The organism is Variovorax beijingensis (assembly GCF_003951285.1).
GTDB lineage: Bacteria > Pseudomonadota > Gammaproteobacteria > Burkholderiales > Burkholderiaceae_C > Variovorax > Variovorax beijingensis.
Window position 1 is genome coordinate 377079 of the sequence record NZ_RXFQ01000001.1, and the last position, 16466, is coordinate 393544.

Annotated in this window: 16 protein-coding genes; 7 read left to right on the forward strand and 9 right to left on the reverse strand. The window is 68.5% G+C overall.

The features are described from left to right. Positions 1 to 10: 10 nt before the first annotated feature. On the reverse strand, positions 11 to 547 hold the full coding sequence (locus tag EJO66_RS01840) for a hypothetical protein (protein WP_124957230.1): 537 nt from the start codon (positions 545 to 547) through the stop codon (positions 11 to 13). Between the two features lie 186 nt (positions 548 to 733). Between EJO66_RS01840 and EJO66_RS01845 the strand changes: the two genes are divergently transcribed. Then, positions 734 to 1519 (forward strand): SGNH/GDSL hydrolase family protein, encoded by a 786-nt coding sequence (locus EJO66_RS01845; RefSeq protein WP_125964598.1) that lies wholly within the window; start codon positions 734 to 736, stop codon positions 1517 to 1519. Between the two features lie 19 nt (positions 1520 to 1538). Here the strand turns inward: EJO66_RS01845 and opgC are convergent, their stop codons facing one another. Beyond that, the gene (opgC, locus tag EJO66_RS01850) at positions 1539 to 2681 is read right to left on the reverse strand and encodes an OpgC domain-containing protein (RefSeq protein ID WP_124957231.1); all 1143 of its coding nucleotides are present in this window, start codon (positions 2679 to 2681) and stop codon (positions 1539 to 1541) included. A gap of 151 nt (positions 2682 to 2832) precedes the next feature. Between opgC and EJO66_RS01855 the strand changes: the two genes are divergently transcribed. Beyond that, the gene (locus EJO66_RS01855; protein WP_125964533.1) at positions 2833 to 8865 is read left to right on the forward strand and encodes an alpha-2-macroglobulin family protein; all 6033 of its coding nucleotides are present in this window, start codon (positions 2833 to 2835) and stop codon (positions 8863 to 8865) included. Positions 8866 to 8884: 19 nt separating this feature from the next. On the opposite strand, the gene EJO66_RS01860 is transcribed toward EJO66_RS01855, so the two are convergent. The 6 genes from EJO66_RS01860 to EJO66_RS01885 all read right to left on the reverse strand — a co-directional run bounded on the left by EJO66_RS01860 (position 8885) and on the right by EJO66_RS01885 (position 12808). After that, the gene (locus EJO66_RS01860; protein ID WP_125964534.1) at positions 8885 to 9406 is read right to left on the reverse strand and encodes an O-acetyl-ADP-ribose deacetylase; all 522 of its coding nucleotides are present in this window, start codon (positions 9404 to 9406) and stop codon (positions 8885 to 8887) included. A 169-nt stretch (positions 9407 to 9575) separates the two neighbouring features. Further along, positions 9576 to 10241, reverse strand: a complete 666-nt coding sequence (locus tag EJO66_RS01865; RefSeq protein WP_240648497.1) for a potassium channel family protein — start codon at positions 10239 to 10241, stop codon at positions 9576 to 9578. Then, positions 10234 to 11565, reverse strand: a complete 1332-nt coding sequence (locus EJO66_RS01870) for a TrkH family potassium uptake protein (RefSeq protein ID WP_124957235.1) — start codon at positions 11563 to 11565, stop codon at positions 10234 to 10236. The genes EJO66_RS01865 and EJO66_RS01870 overlap by 8 nt, the downstream gene beginning before the upstream one ends. Positions 11566 to 11572: 7 nt before the next feature. After that, positions 11573 to 11830: a DUF3297 family protein gene (locus EJO66_RS01875; RefSeq protein WP_124957236.1), complete on the reverse strand. Its 258-nt coding sequence runs from the start codon at positions 11828 to 11830 to the stop codon at positions 11573 to 11575. 47 nt (positions 11831 to 11877) lie between these two features. Continuing rightward, positions 11878 to 12324: a ribonuclease HI family protein gene (locus EJO66_RS01880; protein ID WP_124957237.1), complete on the reverse strand. Its 447-nt coding sequence runs from the start codon at positions 12322 to 12324 to the stop codon at positions 11878 to 11880. 13 nt (positions 12325 to 12337) lie between these two features. Beyond that, positions 12338 to 12808: a hypothetical protein gene (locus EJO66_RS01885; protein ID WP_124957238.1), complete on the reverse strand. Its 471-nt coding sequence runs from the start codon at positions 12806 to 12808 to the stop codon at positions 12338 to 12340. 198 nt (positions 12809 to 13006) lie between these two features. Between EJO66_RS01885 and mnmH the strand changes: the two genes are divergently transcribed. From mnmH to EJO66_RS01910, 5 genes are read left to right on the forward strand one after another with little or no spacing between them, the layout of a single operon-like run. Then, positions 13007 to 14080 carry a tRNA 2-selenouridine(34) synthase MnmH gene (mnmH, locus tag EJO66_RS01890; protein ID WP_124957239.1) on the forward strand — a complete coding sequence of 358 codons (1074 nt, stop codon included), beginning with the start codon at positions 13007 to 13009 and terminating at the stop codon, positions 14078 to 14080. Positions 14081 to 14113: 33 nt separating this feature from the next. Then, entirely contained in the window at positions 14114 to 14539 is a 426-nt protein-coding gene (locus EJO66_RS01895) for a GNAT family N-acetyltransferase (RefSeq protein WP_124957240.1), read from the forward strand. 22 nt (positions 14540 to 14561) lie between these two features. Then, positions 14562 to 15056 (forward strand): GNAT family N-acetyltransferase, encoded by a 495-nt coding sequence (locus EJO66_RS01900; RefSeq protein ID WP_124957241.1) that lies wholly within the window; start codon positions 14562 to 14564, stop codon positions 15054 to 15056. 31 nt (positions 15057 to 15087) lie between these two features. Then, positions 15088 to 15357: a DUF2277 domain-containing protein gene (locus tag EJO66_RS01905; protein ID WP_124957242.1), complete on the forward strand. Its 270-nt coding sequence runs from the start codon at positions 15088 to 15090 to the stop codon at positions 15355 to 15357. Between the two features lie 29 nt (positions 15358 to 15386). Continuing rightward, positions 15387 to 16013, forward strand: a complete 627-nt coding sequence (locus EJO66_RS01910; protein WP_124957243.1) for a LysE family translocator — start codon at positions 15387 to 15389, stop codon at positions 16011 to 16013. Positions 16014 to 16031: 18 nt separating this feature from the next. Here EJO66_RS01910 and EJO66_RS01915 read toward each other — a convergent pair whose 3' ends face one another. After that, positions 16032 to 16244, reverse strand: a complete 213-nt coding sequence (locus EJO66_RS01915; RefSeq protein WP_124957244.1) for a hypothetical protein — start codon at positions 16242 to 16244, stop codon at positions 16032 to 16034. Between the last annotated feature and the right edge of the window lie 222 nt (positions 16245 to 16466).

The following is a 16466-nucleotide window of genomic DNA, read 5'->3' on the forward strand; positions in this document are numbered from 1 at the left end:
CGGTGCCTGCTTACTTGAAGAAGTCGCTCTGGCTCATGGCGCCGCGCCCGCCCAGGCGCACCACCGTGACGTCGTCGCCGCGCACGAGCCGCATCTGGCCCAGTTCGCGCTCCAGCCGCTGGGTGAAGCTGCTCTTGAACTGCATGGCCGCCTCGCCCATCTTCAGCACGCTGGTGCCTTCGACGGTGGCGCTCTTGCGGTCGCTCGCCACTTCGATGCTGTCGATGTGGTACTCGTATTCGATGGTGAGGATGCCGCCCATGCGCTCGCCCACCGACTCGAACATCTTGAAAGACTTGCGGATGCCGTCGCAGGCCTGCTCGCGGTCGCTGGTGCTCTCCTGCGTGCGGCCCATCATGATCGTCTTGCTCTGGATCACGGCCTTCTTGCTGAGCTGCTTGCACAGTTGCTCGGCATCGCGCGAGTAGATGGCGTGCGCCTCTTTCTCGTAGTACTTGCGCACCATGGTTTCGTCGAGCTTGCGCCCGCCGATGAAAAAGTACCACGCGCCCACGCAGAGCGCGACGACGATCGCTATTTGCTTCATTTCCCCGCCCGCACGCCTGTGCGCCCCGCTCCGATTTTGCGGGGCAGTATACGTTGCGGAATGTTTCTTGAGGGGGGCTTCGGGCGGGGCTGGATAGCGTGGCACTGCCGCATCAGGGCCCAACGCTTCATGCCCCACAATCCGCGGATACGATCCGATCAGCGTTCCGCCTTTCCGATGCCTTCGATGAAAACCGCGCTGGCCGCCGCGCTGCTGCTGACAACCGCACTCGCCTCGCAGGCCCAGAACCACAACGCCGTCCTGCCCTACGAGTCGCTGGACAGCACGGCGGCCGATGCCGCCGCCTCCTCCTCCGAATACCTCGCGGCCAAGGCGCGCTGGCACAACGAGCTGGCCGCCTTCTTCCGGGCCGACCAGCAGCAGTTCCCGGCGCCCGGCGGCGTGGTGTTCGTGGGCAGTTCCACCGTGCGCATGTGGAAAAGCCTCGCGCAGGATTTCCGCCAGGTGCCCGGCATCGTCAACCGCGGCTTCGGCGGCTCGACCCTGGGCGATTGCAGCCTGTTCGCGCGCGACCTGGTGGTGCGCTACAGGCCGCGGCAGGTGCTGGTGTACGCCGGCGACAACGACCTGGCCGAGGGCCGCACGCCGCTGCAGGTGCTCGAGAGCTTTGCGCGCTTTGCCAATGCGGTGCGCGCCGAGCTGCCGAACACGCGCATCAGCTTCATCTCGATCAAGCCGAGCCCCTCGCGCGAGCACCTGATGCCGCAGATCCGCGAAACCAACAACGTGATCTCGGCCTACCTCAACCGGCTGCCCGCCAGCGAATACATCGACATCTTCACGCCGATGCTCGGCGCCGACGGCCGGCCGCGGCCGGAGCTGTTCAGGAGCGACCGGCTGCACATGACCGACGAGGGCTATCGGCTCTGGCAGTCGATCATCGCGGGCTACCTGCCAGGCGCCGCGCCGGCACCCGTGCCGGTCGCGGCGCCGGCGTCTGCCCTGCCCTGAGCGGCGCTCCTGGCCTGGCTCAGGCCCGCGCGGTCTCCGTCGGCACGTCTTCCGCCGGCGGCGGCAGGTCGGCCCCGCGCGTGAAGCGCGCCACCGCGTACATGCCCGCGAACACCGTGAGCAGCAGCAGGCCGTCGCCCCACCAGGGCCGGGCGGTCTGGCTGTCGCCGTAGAAGGCCAGCACCAGCAGCACCGCCACCAGGTGCGCGCAGAACACCGGCAGCGAGGCTGCGCCCATGGCCTCGAGCCAGTGCAGTCGCGGAATCCTGCGCATGAGCCCGGGCCCGAAGCGCACCGCCAGGATGCCCAGCGCCACCAGATTCACGAGGCGCAGCGGCCCGAGCTGCCACTTGTCGAACAGCAGGTTCAGTTCCACGTCGCCGCCGAACGGCGCCTGTCCGTTGATGCCGTGGTGGCGCCACCAGAAGCCGTAGAGCGCAATGGCCAGCGCGGGCATCCACAGCCAGGCCGGAAAGCGCAGCGGCCGCGCATCGGGCAGGTTGCGGCCGGCGCCGAGGCACAGGCCCGCAAACCACAGGAACTGCCAGGCGTAGCTGTTGAAGGCGCCCATTTCGTGGAACGGAACCGGCAGGCCGAGGTAGTGCACCGCCAGCCCGTAGATCCATTCGCTGAGGCCGAACTGCGCGAGCGCCCACAAGGCGACGCTGGCGGCCATCACCAGCGTCCAGCCGTGGCGCATGGCAAAGGCCAGCACCCAGGGGCTCATCAGCATGAAGAAGATGTACATCGGCAGGATGTCGAGCAGCGCGGGCTCGTAGATCAGCAGCAGCCCGAAGAGAAACCCGTCGCGCGGCTCGGCCAGGTAGTAGGACATCAGGTTCTTCACCGCGGGCTGGTCGATGTGCAGCCCGAGCGCGGCAATCACGGTGAACAGGAACAGCAGGATCGCCGCCTGGCACAGGTACACCTTGAGCACGCGCCGCCAGAAGGCCTGGCGCATCGGGTCGACGCCGCGTACGTAGCCGATGCGGCTGTAGACCAGCCCGGCCACGAAGGCCGACAGCAGCACGAAGCCCTCGGCGGCCGAGACGAAGCCGAAGGGCTGGCCCAGCGGATCGGTCAGGCGGGTCGGCAGATGGGTGACGGTCATCAGCACGAGCATCAGCCCGCGCAAGGCGTCTATTTCCCAGTAGCGTTTCATCGGTCGGCGGCGAGGTCTTGGTGGCGGTCTGCGCGGCGCACGCACGACAGTGCCGATTGTATGAAGAGCGGCCGAGGCATATGACTCCTGGCACTGCCGGAGCGCCATTCAAATCGGCTACGCTGCGCGCTGCTTCCAGGTGGAGAAAAAATTGAAAAGAATCATTCCAGCGCTGCTTCTGGCCGGCAGCGCCTTGCTCGCCGGCCCGGCCCTTGCCCTCCAGATCACCAGCCTGACGCCGCAGGGCGAAGTGGCGCGCGTTCGCCAGGTGGTCGCCAAGTTCGACCAGCCGGCCGTCAACTTCGGCAACCCGAAGGCGCCCGCGCCGCTCGCCGTGAGCTGCACCGACGCGCAGGCCGCCAAGGGCACCGGCCGCTGGACCGATGCGAAGGCCTGGGTCTGGGACTTCGAGAACGACCTGCCGCCCGGCGTGCGCTGCACCGTGACGCGGATTGCCGGCTTCAAGCCCGCCTCGGGTGGGGAGCTGACCGGGCCGGAGCGCTATCAATTCAATAGCGGCGGACCGTTCGTGCGCAACTACATGCCGGGCAGCTATGGCCGGATCGACGAGCAGCAGATGTTCGTGCTCGAGCTCAACGGCGCGGCCACCGTGGAGAGCGTGCGCCAGAACGTCTGGTGCGCGGCCGACGGCATCGGCGAGCGCATTCCCGTGCGGCTGCTCGAAGGCGAGCAGCGCGCCGGGCTCCTGAAGGCCTTCGGCCGCGAGAAGGAAGCCGCCAAGGACCCGCTGCGCTTCATTGCACTGCAATGCAACCGCACGCTCACGCCGGGCAGCAAGGTGCAGGTCGTCTACGGCAAGGGCGTGGCCACGCCGTCGGGCGTGGCCAACAACGTGGAGCGCCGCCTGAGCTTCCAGGTGCGCGAACCTTTCGCGGTGTCTTTCAGCTGCGAGCGCGAGAACGCCCAGGCCGCCTGCCTGCCGCTGCGGCCGATGCAACTGCAGTTCAACGCGCCGGTCACGCGCAAGATGGCTTCGCAGATCCAGCTCAAGGGCGGCGGCAAGTCGATCGCCGCCACGCTCGAGAACGACGGCGGCACGCCGAGCGAAGACGACGTCGTCAGCGCCGCGAGCTTCGGCCCGCCGTTCGCCGAAGACACCCAGTTCACCATCGAACTGCCCGCCAAGTTCGAGGACGCCTCGGGCCGGCCGCTGGCCTCGCCGGGCAGCTTTCCACTGAAGGTGGCCACCGGCGCGATGCCGCCGCTGGCCAAGTTCGCCGCCTCGCCCTTCGGCGTGGTCGAGCGGCTGGCCGAACCCGGCACGCCGGCGATGATGCCGGTGACCGTGCGGCGCGTCGAACCCGCGCTGATGGTGCAGGCGCTGACGCCCGGCAAGGTCAGTGACATGAACCCGAAGACCGACGCCGAGATCATCGCGTGGTTCCGCAAGGTGCGCCGCTACGACGAATACACCGTGAGCCGCGAACAGGCGCGCAAGGACATCAAGGGCGCGCTGCCCGCCGTCGTCGAAAACAGCGAGCGCAGCCGCGTGCAAAGCCGCATGCTGTCGCTTCTGGCGGGCCAGCCGGGCGTGAAGGCGCTCGACATGCCCAAGGCCGAGAGCGGCGATCCGCGGCCCTTCGAGGTCATCGGCATTCCGCTGACGCCGGGCTTCCACGTGCTCGAGATCGCGTCGCAAAAGCTCGGCGACGCGCTGCTCGACGAGCGCTACGGCGCCAGCCGCACGATGTACGTGCGCACCACCGCGCTGGCCACCAACCTGGCGGTGCACTTCAAGCTCGGGCGCGAGAACTCGATGGCCTGGGTCACCACGCTCGACAAGGGCAAGGTGGTGCCGAACGCCGAGGTGCGCGTCTCCGACTGCCGCGGCGTTGCCGTTGCATCGGGCACCACCGACGCCAACGGCATCGCCCACCTCACGGGCGTCGCGCCCGACGCGCCCAACTGCAACGGCCCGGACGAATACAACACGGGTGCCTGGTTCGTCAGCGCCCGCGCCAAGGACGACAAGGGCGTGGAGGACCTGGCCTTCACCTGGAGCGACTGGCAGCGCGGCATCGAGCCCTGGCGCTTCAACGTGCCCACCAGCCTGCAGGCCGAGCCCGACCGCGTGGCCCACACCATTTTCGACCGCACCCTGCTGCGCGCCGGCGAAACGGTGTCGATGAAGCACCTGATCCGCACCCAGACCAGCAAGGGCTTCGGCCTGCCCGAGAACCGGCCCGACACGCTGGTCGTCACCCACACCGGCAGCGGCCAGCGCTTCACGCAGCCGCTGGCCTGGCGCAAGACGCCGACCGGCGGCCTGAGTGCGGAGAACAGCTTCGCCATTCCGCCGGCCGCCAAGCTCGGCCTGTACGAAGTGATGCTGCGCAGCGGCAAGGGCAAGGACGCGAACGGCGGCGGCTCCGAAGAAGAAGGCGAAAGCGGCGACGGCTATAACCGCAGCTTCTCCACCGGCCAGTTCCGTGTCGAGGAATTCCGCCTGCCCGTGCTCGAAGGCCGCATCGCGCCCACCGACAAGAAGCCGCTGGTGAGCGTGGCCTCGGTGCCGGCCGAGGTGCAGATCAACTACGTGGCCGGCGGCGGCGCCGCCAACCTGCCGGTGCGCGTGTCGGCCATGGTGCGCGGCAAGAGCCTGAGCTTTGCCGACCACGAGGCCTTCAGCTTCAACCCGCCGCGCGTACAGGCCGAAGGTTCGCAGGCGCCCGCCGCGCCGGCCGCCGACGCCGCGGGCGGCGAGGAAGACATCAACAGCGCCAGCGACACCCGCGTGATCGCCGACAAGCTGCCGCTCACGCTCAACAAGGACGGCGCCGGCAAGGTCACGATCGACAAGGTGCCCAAGGTCAAGGCCGCGCGCGAGCTGTTGCTCGAAGCCACCTATGCCGATCCGAACGGCGAGGTGCAGACCATCCGCAGCACGCAGACGCTGTGGCCGGCCTCGGTGATTGCCGGCATCAAGACCGAGGGCTGGGTCTCGACCAGCCAGAAGCTCAAGTACCAGGCGCTCGCGCTCGACCTCTCGGGCAAGCCGCAGGCCGGCGTCACGCTCAACGTGCGCGCCGTGGCGCGCATCACCACCACCAGCCGCAAGCGCATGGTGGGCGGCTTCTACACCTACGACAACAAGACCGAGACGAAGGACATCGGCACCGTCTGCAGCGGCAAGAGCGATGCGCGCGGCCTGCTGCTGTGCGAGTCCGAGCTCAAGGAAGCCGGCGAGGTCGAGCTGGTGGCCAGCGCCACCGACAGCGAAGGCCGCGACAGCCGCGCCGCCAGCTCGGTGTACGTGACCAAGCAGGGCGAACTCTGGTTCGGCGGCGAGGACAACGACCGCATCGACGTGCTGCCCGAGAAAAAGAGCTACCAGCCCGGCGAAGTCGCCAAGTTCCAGGTGCGCAGCCCCTTCCGCTTTGCCACCGCGCTGGTGTCGGTGGAACGCGAAGGCATCATCGAGACCCACGTGGTGCAGCTCGACGGCAAGGACCCGACCGTGAGCCTGCAGGTCAGGCCCGAATGGGGGCCGAACGCCTACGTGAGCGTGCTTGCGCTGCGCGGTCGCCTGCGCGAGGTGCCGTGGTACAGCTTCTTCACCTGGGGCTTCAAGGCGCCGCGCGAGTGGTGGACCGCCTTCTGGTACGAAGGCAAGGAATACGTCGCGCCCACCGCGATGGTCGACCTCAGCAAGCCCGCGTACCGACTGGGCATGGCCGAGATCCGCGTCGGCACGCGCGCGCACCAGATCGACGTGACCGTCACCAGCGACAAGCCCAGCTACCCGGTGCGCAGCAAGGCGCAGATCACCATCTCCGCCAAGCTGCCCGACGGCAAGCCCGCGGCCGGCGCCGAAGTGGCCCTGGCCGCGGTCGACCAGGCGCTGCTGGAGCTGATGCCCAACGACAGCTGGAACCTGCTCAACGCGATGCTGCAGCGGCGCAACTGGGGTGTTTCCACCTCCACCGCGCAGATGGAAATCGTCGGCCGGCGCCACTACGGGCGCAAGGCCGTTCCCGCGGGCGGCGGCGGCGGCAAGGGCCAGACGCGCGAGCTGCTCGACACCCTCCTGCTGTGGAACCCGAAGGTGGTGCTCGACGCCAACGGCCAGGCCGTGGTGACGGTGCCGCTCAACGATGCGCTCACCACCTTCAGGATCGTGGCCGTGGCCGATTCGGGCACCAGCCTGTTCGGCACCGGCCAGGCCAGCATCCAGGCCACGCAGGACCTGCAGATCATCAGCGGCCTGCCGCCGCTGGTGCGCGAGGACGACCAGTTCCGCGCCCAGATCACGCTGCGCAACACCACGCAAAAGCCGATGAAGGTGGAGGCTGCGCCGCGCGCCACGCTGCTCACGCTCGAGCCGCAGACGGTGGACATCCCGGCCGGCGAAGCGCGCGAAGTCGCATGGACCGTGACCGCGCCCGCGCAGCTCGCGCAGACGCGCGCCGAAGCCATCCTCTGGGAGATCGAGGCCAAGGACACCCTTGGCGGCGCACGCGATGCGCTCAAGGTGCGCCAGCGCATCGTGCCCTCGGTGCCGCTCACGGTGCAGCAGGCCACGCTGGTGCAGCTCGACGGCCCCTTCACCATCGACGTGGCACCGCCCGCCGATGCCCTGCCCGGCCGCGGCGGGCTGAAGCTCGCGCTGCAGCCCAGGCTGGCCGAAGGCCTGCCGGGCGTGCGCGACTGGTTCGCCAACTATCCGTTCATCTGCCTCGAGCAGAAGACCAGCAAGTCGGTCGGCCTGCGCGACGCGAAGATGTGGCAAGGCGTGCTGGCCCAGTTGCCGACCTACCTCGACAGCGATGGCCTGGCCAGTTACTTTCCGCCGCGCGACGGCGAGTCCAACCGAGGCAGCGACATCCTTACCTCGTACCTCTTGGCAGCCACGCACGAGGCGGCGGCGCTGAACCCCGCCTTTGCGCTGCCCGACGCGGCGCGCGCGCCGATGGAGTCGGGCCTCATCGCCTTTGTCGAAGGCCGCATCCAGCGCGAGTTCTGGAGCCCGCGCAAGGACCTGGACGTGCGCAAGCTCGCCGCGCTCGAGGCCCTGTCGCGCTACGGCGCGGCCAAGGGCAGCATGCTCGGCAGCATCACCATCGCGCCGAACCAGTGGCCCACCAGCGCCGTGATCGACTGGCTCAACATCCTGAAACGCGTGCAGGACGTGCCGCAGCGCCAGCAGCGGCTCGATGAAGCCAACAACGTGCTCAAGGCGCGCCTGTCCTACCAGGGCACCAAGCTGGTCTTCAGCACCGAGCAGGACGACTACTGGTGGTGGCTCATGACCAACGGCGACGTCAACACCGCGCGCCTCCTGCTCAGCGTGATGGACGACCCGGCCTGGAAGGACGACATCGGCAAACTCGCCAACGGCTTCATCGGCCGCCAGCAGAACGGCGCCTGGCACACCACCACCGCCAACCTGTGGGGCGGGCTCGCGCTCGAGAAGTTCTCGAAGGTGTTCGAAAGCACGCCGGTGGCCGGCGTCACGGCCGCCACGCTCGGCGCCGTGAAGGCGCAGGTCGACTGGCGCAGCGTCGAGCGCGTGAAGACCACCGACGCGGCCGGCGCGCCCAACCAGAGCACCTTCTTCGGCGCGCCCGCGTCGCCGGGCAACCTGAAGAACAACACCATGTTCCTGCCCTGGGCCGCCTCGCCTGCCGGCGCGCCGGTGCGCGACACGCTGCTGGTCACGCAGCAGGGCAGCGGCAAGCCCTGGCTCACGATGCAGTCGATTGCCGCGGTGCAATTGAAGGCGCCGTTCGCCGCCGGCTATGCCATCAAGAAGACCATCACGCCGGTCGAGCAGGCCACCGCGGGCAAGTACACGCGCGGCGACGTGCTGCGCGTGACCGTCGAGGTGAACGCCAGCACCGACATGACCTGGGTCGTGGTGAGCGACCCGATCCCGGGCGGCGCCACCATCCTGGGCACGGGTCTTGGCCGCGACTCGCAGATCGCCACGCAGGGCGAGCGCAAGTCGGGCGCCGGCTGGCTGGCCTTCGAGGAGCGCAGCTTCGAGGCCTTCCGCAGCTACTACGAGTACCTCCCCAAGGGCGTCGTGAAGATCGAATACACCGTGCGCCTCAACAACGTGGGCGACTTCGCGCTGCCGCCGAGCCGCGTCGAGGCGATGTACGCGCCCGAGATGTTCGGCGAGACGCCGAATGCGCGCGTGAAGGTGGAGGCGGCGAAGTAAGGCGCGGGCGGGGCCTGCCCTATGCGGGCCCCGCCGCTGCAAGCGCCGCTTCGTACACCGCGAGGTCCGCGTCCGAGAAGCAGCAGAACGTCGCCTCCTGCACGCTGGCACTCGCAGCCAGCGCCGCGCGGACCGTGGCCACCGCGATGGGCGCCGCGAGGTCGACCGGGTAACCGTAGATGCCCGTGCTGATCGAGGGGAACGCGATGCTGCGAACGCCATGCTGCCCGGCGATTTCCATCGACTTCCGGTAGCACGAGGCCAGCAGTTCCGGCTCGCCGCTCGCACCGCCGCGCCAGACCGGCCCGACGGTGTGGATGACGAAGCGCGCCGGCAGCCGGTAGCCCCGGGTCAGCTTGGCGTCGCCGGTCTTGCAGCCCGACAGCAGGCGGCATTCATGCAGGAGCTCGGGCCCCGCGGCGCGGTGGATGGCGCCATCGACACCGCCGCCGCCGAGCAGCGACGAATTGGCCGCATTGACGATGGCATCGACCTGCAGCGTGGTGATGTCGCCGCGAATGGCACGAAGCGCTTTCTGCATGATCCAGGGCCTGTTCAGGGCAGATTAGACGACCGGCGCGGTGAATGCAATCAGCTTGCCCATGTTGGCGACGAAGCTCGCGACCGTGATCGCCTGGGGCTGCTCCTTCTTGACGCAGGGCTCGATCGTTTGTACGGCCGGGTGTATGGCCCGGCCGCGCACTGGCCGCTCAGACCCGCGCGGCAAACCGCTCCACAGCCTCCGTCGGCCCGGCCACGATCAGGAGGTCGCCGGGTTTGACGACGGTGTCTTCCTTGGCATAGATGAAATCCTCGTGGCGGCGCTTGATGCCCACCACCGTGACGCCGTGCCGCGTGCGCACCGCCGATCCGGACAGCGGCTTGCCATGGGTCTCGCTCGGTGCCCGCGTCTTGGCAATGGCAAAGCCGTCTTCGAACTCGATGAAATCGATCATCTTGCCCGTCACCAGGTGCGCGACGCGCCGCCCCATGTCTGCCTCCGGGTACACCACATGATGGGCACCCACCCGCTCGGCGATGCGTCCGTGCTGCTGGCTGTTGGCCTTGGCCCAGATGTCCTTGTTGCCCATCTGGCTCAGGTTCAGGATGGTCAGCACGCTGGCTTCGAGGTTCTGGCCGATGCTGACCACCGCATGCTGGAATTCGTTCACGCCGAGCTGCTTGAGCGACTCCAGGTCCGTGGCATCGGCCTGCACCACGTGGCCGAGCACGCCGGCATGTGCCTGCACCGCCTCGGCGTCGGTGTCGATGGCCAGCACGTCGTGCCCCAGTTCCGCCAGCGCGCGCGCCACGCCGGAGCCGAACCTGCCCAGGCCGATCACGACCACGCTGTCTGCATTGTTTCTACTACCCAACAATTGGCTTCTCCTCAGGAAAACGGTAGCCGCGCCGCGTGTGGTTCACGGCCATGGCGGCGGCCAGGGTGACGACGCCGACGCGCCCTGCGAACATCAGCAGGACCAGGACGAACTGCCCCGCCGGCGGCAATTCGGCGGTGATGCCGGTCGACAGCCCGACGGTGGCAAAGGCGGAAATGACCTCGAACAACACCTTCTCGTAAGGCAGCGATGTCATGGGCACCAGGGTCAAGGTGGCCAGCACGATGGCACCCGCGCTGAGCACCAGGATGGCCAGCGCCTGGCGCTGAACGGTGGTGGAAATACGCCGCCCCTGGAACTCGACGTCCTGGTGCCCGCGGATCTCGTTCCAGACCACCAGCAGCAGCACGAAGAAGGTCGTCACCTTGACGCCGCCCGCGGTCCCGGCGCTGCCACCGCCGATGAACATCAGCAGGTAGTGCAGGTTGAGCGATTCCACGGAGAGCGCGCCGATGTCGACGGCATTGAAACCGGCCGTGCGCGCCGAGATCGAGGTGAAGGCCGCCGCAAGCACGCGCGTGGGCCAGTCCAGCGCGCCGAGGGTTGCCCTGTTGCCGGACTCGGCCAGCAGCAGCGTGAACGTGCCTGCGATGATCAGGAAGATCGTGCCCCATACGGTGAGCACCGTGTGTATCGATTGGACCTGCCGGCGCCGGCGCAGGCCGATGAGCTCGTGCAGCACCGGAAAGCCGAGCCCGCCGATGACGATGGCCAGCATCAGCGGCCCCAGCACCCAGGCGTCGTGCACGAACCGCACCACGCTGTCGCTCCAGGTCGAAAACCCGGCATTGTTGAAAGCCGACACGGCGTGGAAGACGCCCTGCCACAGCGCTTCCCCCCAGTCCATGCCGTAGCCGAAGGCGAACCGGGCACCGAGCAGCAGCGCGGCAACCGCTTCCACCGCGAAGGTCACGATCAGGACCAGTTTCGCGACGCTCCTGACGTCGCCCATCCCGAGCGAGTGGGTTTCCGCCTGCAGCAGCAATTTCGACCGCAGGCGCATCTGCCGATTGACGAGCAGCCCGAGCAGCGTGGCGGAGGTCATCATGCCGAAGCCCCCGAGCTGGAACAGGCCCAAGATGACGGCCTGCCCGAAGCCGGACCAGTAGGTTCCGGTATCGACCACGACGAGCCCGGTCACGCACACGGCCGAGGTGGCGGTGAAGAGCGCCGCCAGCCAGGGCGCGCCCTCGCCCGCCGCATGGGACATGGGCAGCATCAGCAGCCCCGTGCCGATGCCGATGACCGCGAGAAACGCCAGCGCCAGGACGGACGATGGATGCGCGAGCCTCGTGGTCACGCTTTTCCTAGCGGTAGAACGCCTCGACCCTGCCCTTCAGCTTGATCAGCAGCGGCTTGCCCTTGCGGTCCACCGTCTTGCCCGCGGGCACCTTGATCCAGCCTTCGCTGATGCAATATTCCTCCACGTCGAGGCGTTCCTTGTCGTTGAAGCGGATGCCGATGTCGTGCTCGAAGACAGCCGCCACGTGGTGGGGGCTGCGCGGGTCGGTGGACAGGTGGTCGGGAAGAGGGGGAAGAGGAGGCAGAGGATTGGCTTCGGTCATGACGCGGATGATATGGCCTCTCTCCAAAGCCCCGGCCGGCGCACGTCCTAGCGCCGCTTCTTCTTCGCCGTCCGGGCCGCCGGCTTCGGCCCAAAGCCCAGCGAGGCGCGCGCGAGCGCATCGGCCTCGTGGTTGCGGTGCCGTGGCACCCAGCGCAGGCTCGCCTCCTCGAACGAGCCGAGCAGTGCGCGGGCATCGTCGAACAACCCGGCCATGCGCGCGATCGGCCTGGCGCCGGGCGTGGCGAGCTGCTCGACGAGGATGCTGTTGTCGGTATAGGCCCGCACCGCGGTCGCGCCCCTGGCCTTCAGTTCCTCGAGCGCGAGGGTGAGCGCCCTCAGCTCGGCTTCGTTGTTGCAGCCAATGGCATGGCCGGCCAGCGACAGGGTGTGGCGGGTGCCGTCGGGCTCGGTGATGACCGCGCCGGCGCCCATGCGGCCGGGGTTCGGCATCGCGCTGCCATCGCAATACACGGTCCAGGGGCGAAGTTGCATCGGCTCCGTCGATTCAGCAGTTGCTGCGCTTGATGCCCGCAAGATTCTGGCAGGGCCGCTGGCCCGGAGGCGGTCCCGGATCCTGCGGGCGGGGAGGCCGTGGGGGACGAACCATCGGGCGGCCGGCGTCGTAGTACGGGTCCGGCCCCCAGGTATAGACCGGCGGCGATTCGGGCGCGGGGCGCTGCGGCTCGTCGACGTGGCGCGGAATGATGGCCGGGCCCTGCGGCGCGGTGCTGATCGGGGGCGGCGGCGTATATGCCGGCCGGCGCGCTTCTTCGGGCGAAGCGGGCGGGGTCACCGTCAGCGGTTCGGTGATGGGCACCTGGCGCGAGAGCCGGCTGCCGGCGGGGCAAGGGCCGTCGGTGTAGGAGATGCCTCCGCTCGCATCGATGCAGCGCACCACTTCGGCCGCCTGCGCGCCCACGGCCGCGGCGGCCGCGCCGAGGAAGAAAACCGGAATGAACAGAACCGATGTGCGCATCATGCGACCTCCGCCGTTGGCAGCCGAAGACGACAGTGTCTCCCCTGCCCTGCATTCTGGCCGGGTTTCTACAATCGACGGTTGTCCGCTCCTTCCTCCAACCGCACCAGGCCATGACCGTATCGATTGCAATGTTCGCCCTGGCGGCCGGTGCCGGCCCGGCAAGCGGCCGGCTGCGGCGCCACCAGGGGCAGGCCCATGCGTGAACACGACAACCCGCGCCACCAGCCCACGCGCGTGGCCGACCTGCACCGCTTCGACACCGTGATCGACGCGCGCTCGCCCTCCGAGTTCGCGCTCGACCATATTCCCGGCGCCATCAACTGTCCGGTGCTCGACGACGAGGAGCGCCGCATCGTCGGCACCATCTACAAGCAGACCGGCGCCTTCGAGGCGCGGCGCGTGGGCGGCGCCATGGTGGCGGCCAACCTCGCGCGGCACCTGCGCGAACGCTTTGCCGAGCAGCCCGCCAGCTGGCGCCCGCTCGTGTATTGCTGGCGCGGGGGCTTGCGCAGCGGCTCGATGGTGACCTGGCTGCGCCTGGTCGGCTGGGACGCGCAGCAGCTTGCCGGCGGCTACAAGAGTTTTCGCCACCACGTGCTGGCGCAGATCGAGGCCACCGTGCCCAAGCTCCGGCTCAAGGTGATCTGCGGCGCCACCGGCAGCGCCAAGACGCGCATCCTGCAGGCGCTGGCCGCGCGTGGCGAACAGGTGCTCGACCTGGAGCATTGCGCCAGCCACAAGGGTTCGCTGCTGGGCGCGCTGCCCGGCGTGCCGCAGCCCTCGCAAAAGCAGTTCGAGACGCGCATTGCCACTTGCTTCGATGCGCTCGATACGTCGCGCACGCTCTACGTGGAAGGCGAAAGCGCGCGCATCGGCCGGCTCTCGGTGCCCATTCCGCTGGTCGCGCACATGCGCGGCGCCGACTGCATCGAGGTGCAGGCCGATGCGCCCGCGCGGCTCGACTACCTTCTGCGCGACTACGCCTACCTGGGCGACGACCGCGCCGCGCTGGCGGGCCAGCTCGACAGGCTCAAGGAAATGCAGGGCAAGGCGGTGGTGCAGCGCTGGCAGGAATGGGCGCTCGCGGGCAACCTGCCGCAGCTCTTTGCCGAACTGATGGCGCTTCACTACGATCCGCACTACGAACGCTCGCAGGCGCGCCATTTCGAGAAATGGCCGCTGCGCCAGCAGGTGGCGGCGCCCGACCTGACGGACGCAGGCATCGACGCGGTGGCGGAGGCCATCCTTCGGTTGAACGCCGCAGGGTAGCGGGCACATTCACGGCAACGACAAGGCAGGCTCATGACACTCGAATGGCGCGATTCGCTCGAAGGCCTCGACTGGGACGAACTCTCGCGGCTCTACCAGGCCGCACCGCTGGGCAACAAGCAGCCGGGCGGCCTGAAGCTCGTGTTCGGCAACAGCATGTTCAAGTGCCTGGTGTTCGACGCGGGCCGCCTCGTCGGCGCGGGCCGCGCCATGGCCGATGGGCTCGACTGCTCCTACATCTGCGACGTGGCGGTGCATCCCAGCCACCAGGGCATCGGCCTTGGCAAGCAGATCGTCTCGCGGCTGGTGGAACTCTCGCACGGGCATCGCAAGATCATTCTCTATGCGGTGGCCGGCAAGGAGCCCTTCTACGAGAAGCTCGGCTTCAGGCGCATGAAGACCGCGATGGCGATCTTCGAGAACCAGCCGCAGGCCTTCGAGCGCGGGCTGATCGAATGAGCACGCGCCACGTCCCGCGCGCATGAAGCACTTCGTCGTCTCCACCGAAGAGCATCACTTCGAAAGCCTGCACAAGGCGCTCGACACGGTGGCGCGCGAACAGAAGTACCTCGCGCTGACGCAGGCGCCGCCCTGGGAACAATCGCTGGCCTTCTACCGCAGCGTGCTGGCGGCGGGCTTTCCCCATTTCGTGGCGTGCGATGGCAGCGGCAAGGTCGCGGGCTGGTGCGACGTATCGCCGGTCTTCGGCCACTCGAGGGCCCACATCGGCGTGCTTGGCATCGCATTGCTGCCCGAGGCACGCGGGCGCGGACTCGGCGCGCAGCTGCTGCAGGCGGCCATCGGCAAGTCATGGGAGCGCGGACTGACCCGCATCGAGCTTTCCGTTCGCGCGGACAACCTGAATGCGAAGGCGCTGTACGAGCGATTCGGCTTCGAGCACGAAGGCCTCCTGCGCCGCGCCAGCCTCGTCGACGGCATCTACCACGATGCCCACGCGATGGCGCTGCTTCGCTAGACTGGCGCATTCCCTGGCAGAAGGAGTTGCCATGTGCAGAAGCATCAAGACCCTCTACAACTTCGAGCCTCCCGCCACCGAGCAGGAGATCCGCGCCGCCTCGCTGCAGTTCGTGCGCAAGCTCAGCGGCTTCAGCGTGCCGTCCAAGGCCAACCAGGAAGCCTTTGAGCGTGCGGTCGACGAGGTGGCCGCGAGCGCCGCACGGCTGATCGGCTCGCTGGTCACCACCGCCGAGCCGCGCGACCGCGCCATCGAGGCCGCACGCGCGAAGGCCAGGTCCGCCGCGCGCTTCGGCACCTGACAGCAAATCCGTCATCTTCTGGAGAACCCATGCCCCTCGAACTCTGGCTCGCCTTCGTCGCCGCATCGTCCGTGCTGCTGGTCATTCCCGGACCGACCATCCTCACGGTGATCAGCTATTCCATGTCGCACGGCCGGCGCGCCAACCTGCCGCTGGTGGCCGCGGTGGCGCTCGGCGATTCCACCGCGCTGGTGGTGTCGCTGCTCGGCCTCGGCGCGCTGCTGGCCGCATCGGCGTTCTGGTTCACGGTGGTGAAGTGGGCGGGGGGGCTGTATCTGCTCTACCTCGGCATCAAGCTGCTGCGCGCGGGCATCGGCGGCGCCGAAATCGCCGCGCCCGCCGCGCCCGATTCGCGCTGGCGGCTGTTCGCCAACACCTACCTGGTGACGGCGCTGAACCCCAAGGGCATCGTGTTCTTCGTGGCGTTCCTGCCGCAGTTCCTGAGCCCCGCGGCCGACGTGACGCGCCAGCTCTGGGTGCTGGCGGCCACCTTCGTGGCGATGGCGGCGCTCAATGCCACGCTCTACGCCGTGTTCGCCGGATCGGCCCGCAAGCTGCTTTCCTCGCCGCGCGCGCAGCGGCGCTTCAATCTTGCGGGCGGCTCGCTGCTGAGCGCAGCGGGCGTATGGGCGCTGCTCGCGCGCCGGCCTGCCTGAGGCGCGCGCCCGCCGCCCTCAGCGGTAGTACCGGTTGTTCGGGTTGCGGTCGTAGCGGTTCGGCACGCCGTCGCCGTCGCGATCGCGGTCATAGCGGTTGGGCACGCCGTCGCGGTCGCGGTCTCCGTAGCCATAGTTCGGTCGCGGCGCCGGACGGTCGTAAGGTGCCACGACGCAGCCGGCCAGCGCGGCCGATGCGGCAAGCAGAACGGCCAATGTCTTCATCATCATTCGGTTTCTCCTTGGAGTTCTGGAAAGACGGCTTGCCTGCGCAAGCCGGCACCTGCATTGAAGGCCACCTCCGTCTCGGCTGCGTATCCGTCATGAGGCCGGAAGGTGAAGTTCGTTACAGGATGTGGAACGTGCTGCAGACTTTGGCGCCAAGTTCCTGCGGCCACAGGCGGCGGCGCACCCGTCCGCAAGTAGGTGCAGTTCCCGTGGCCGCTTCGCCGA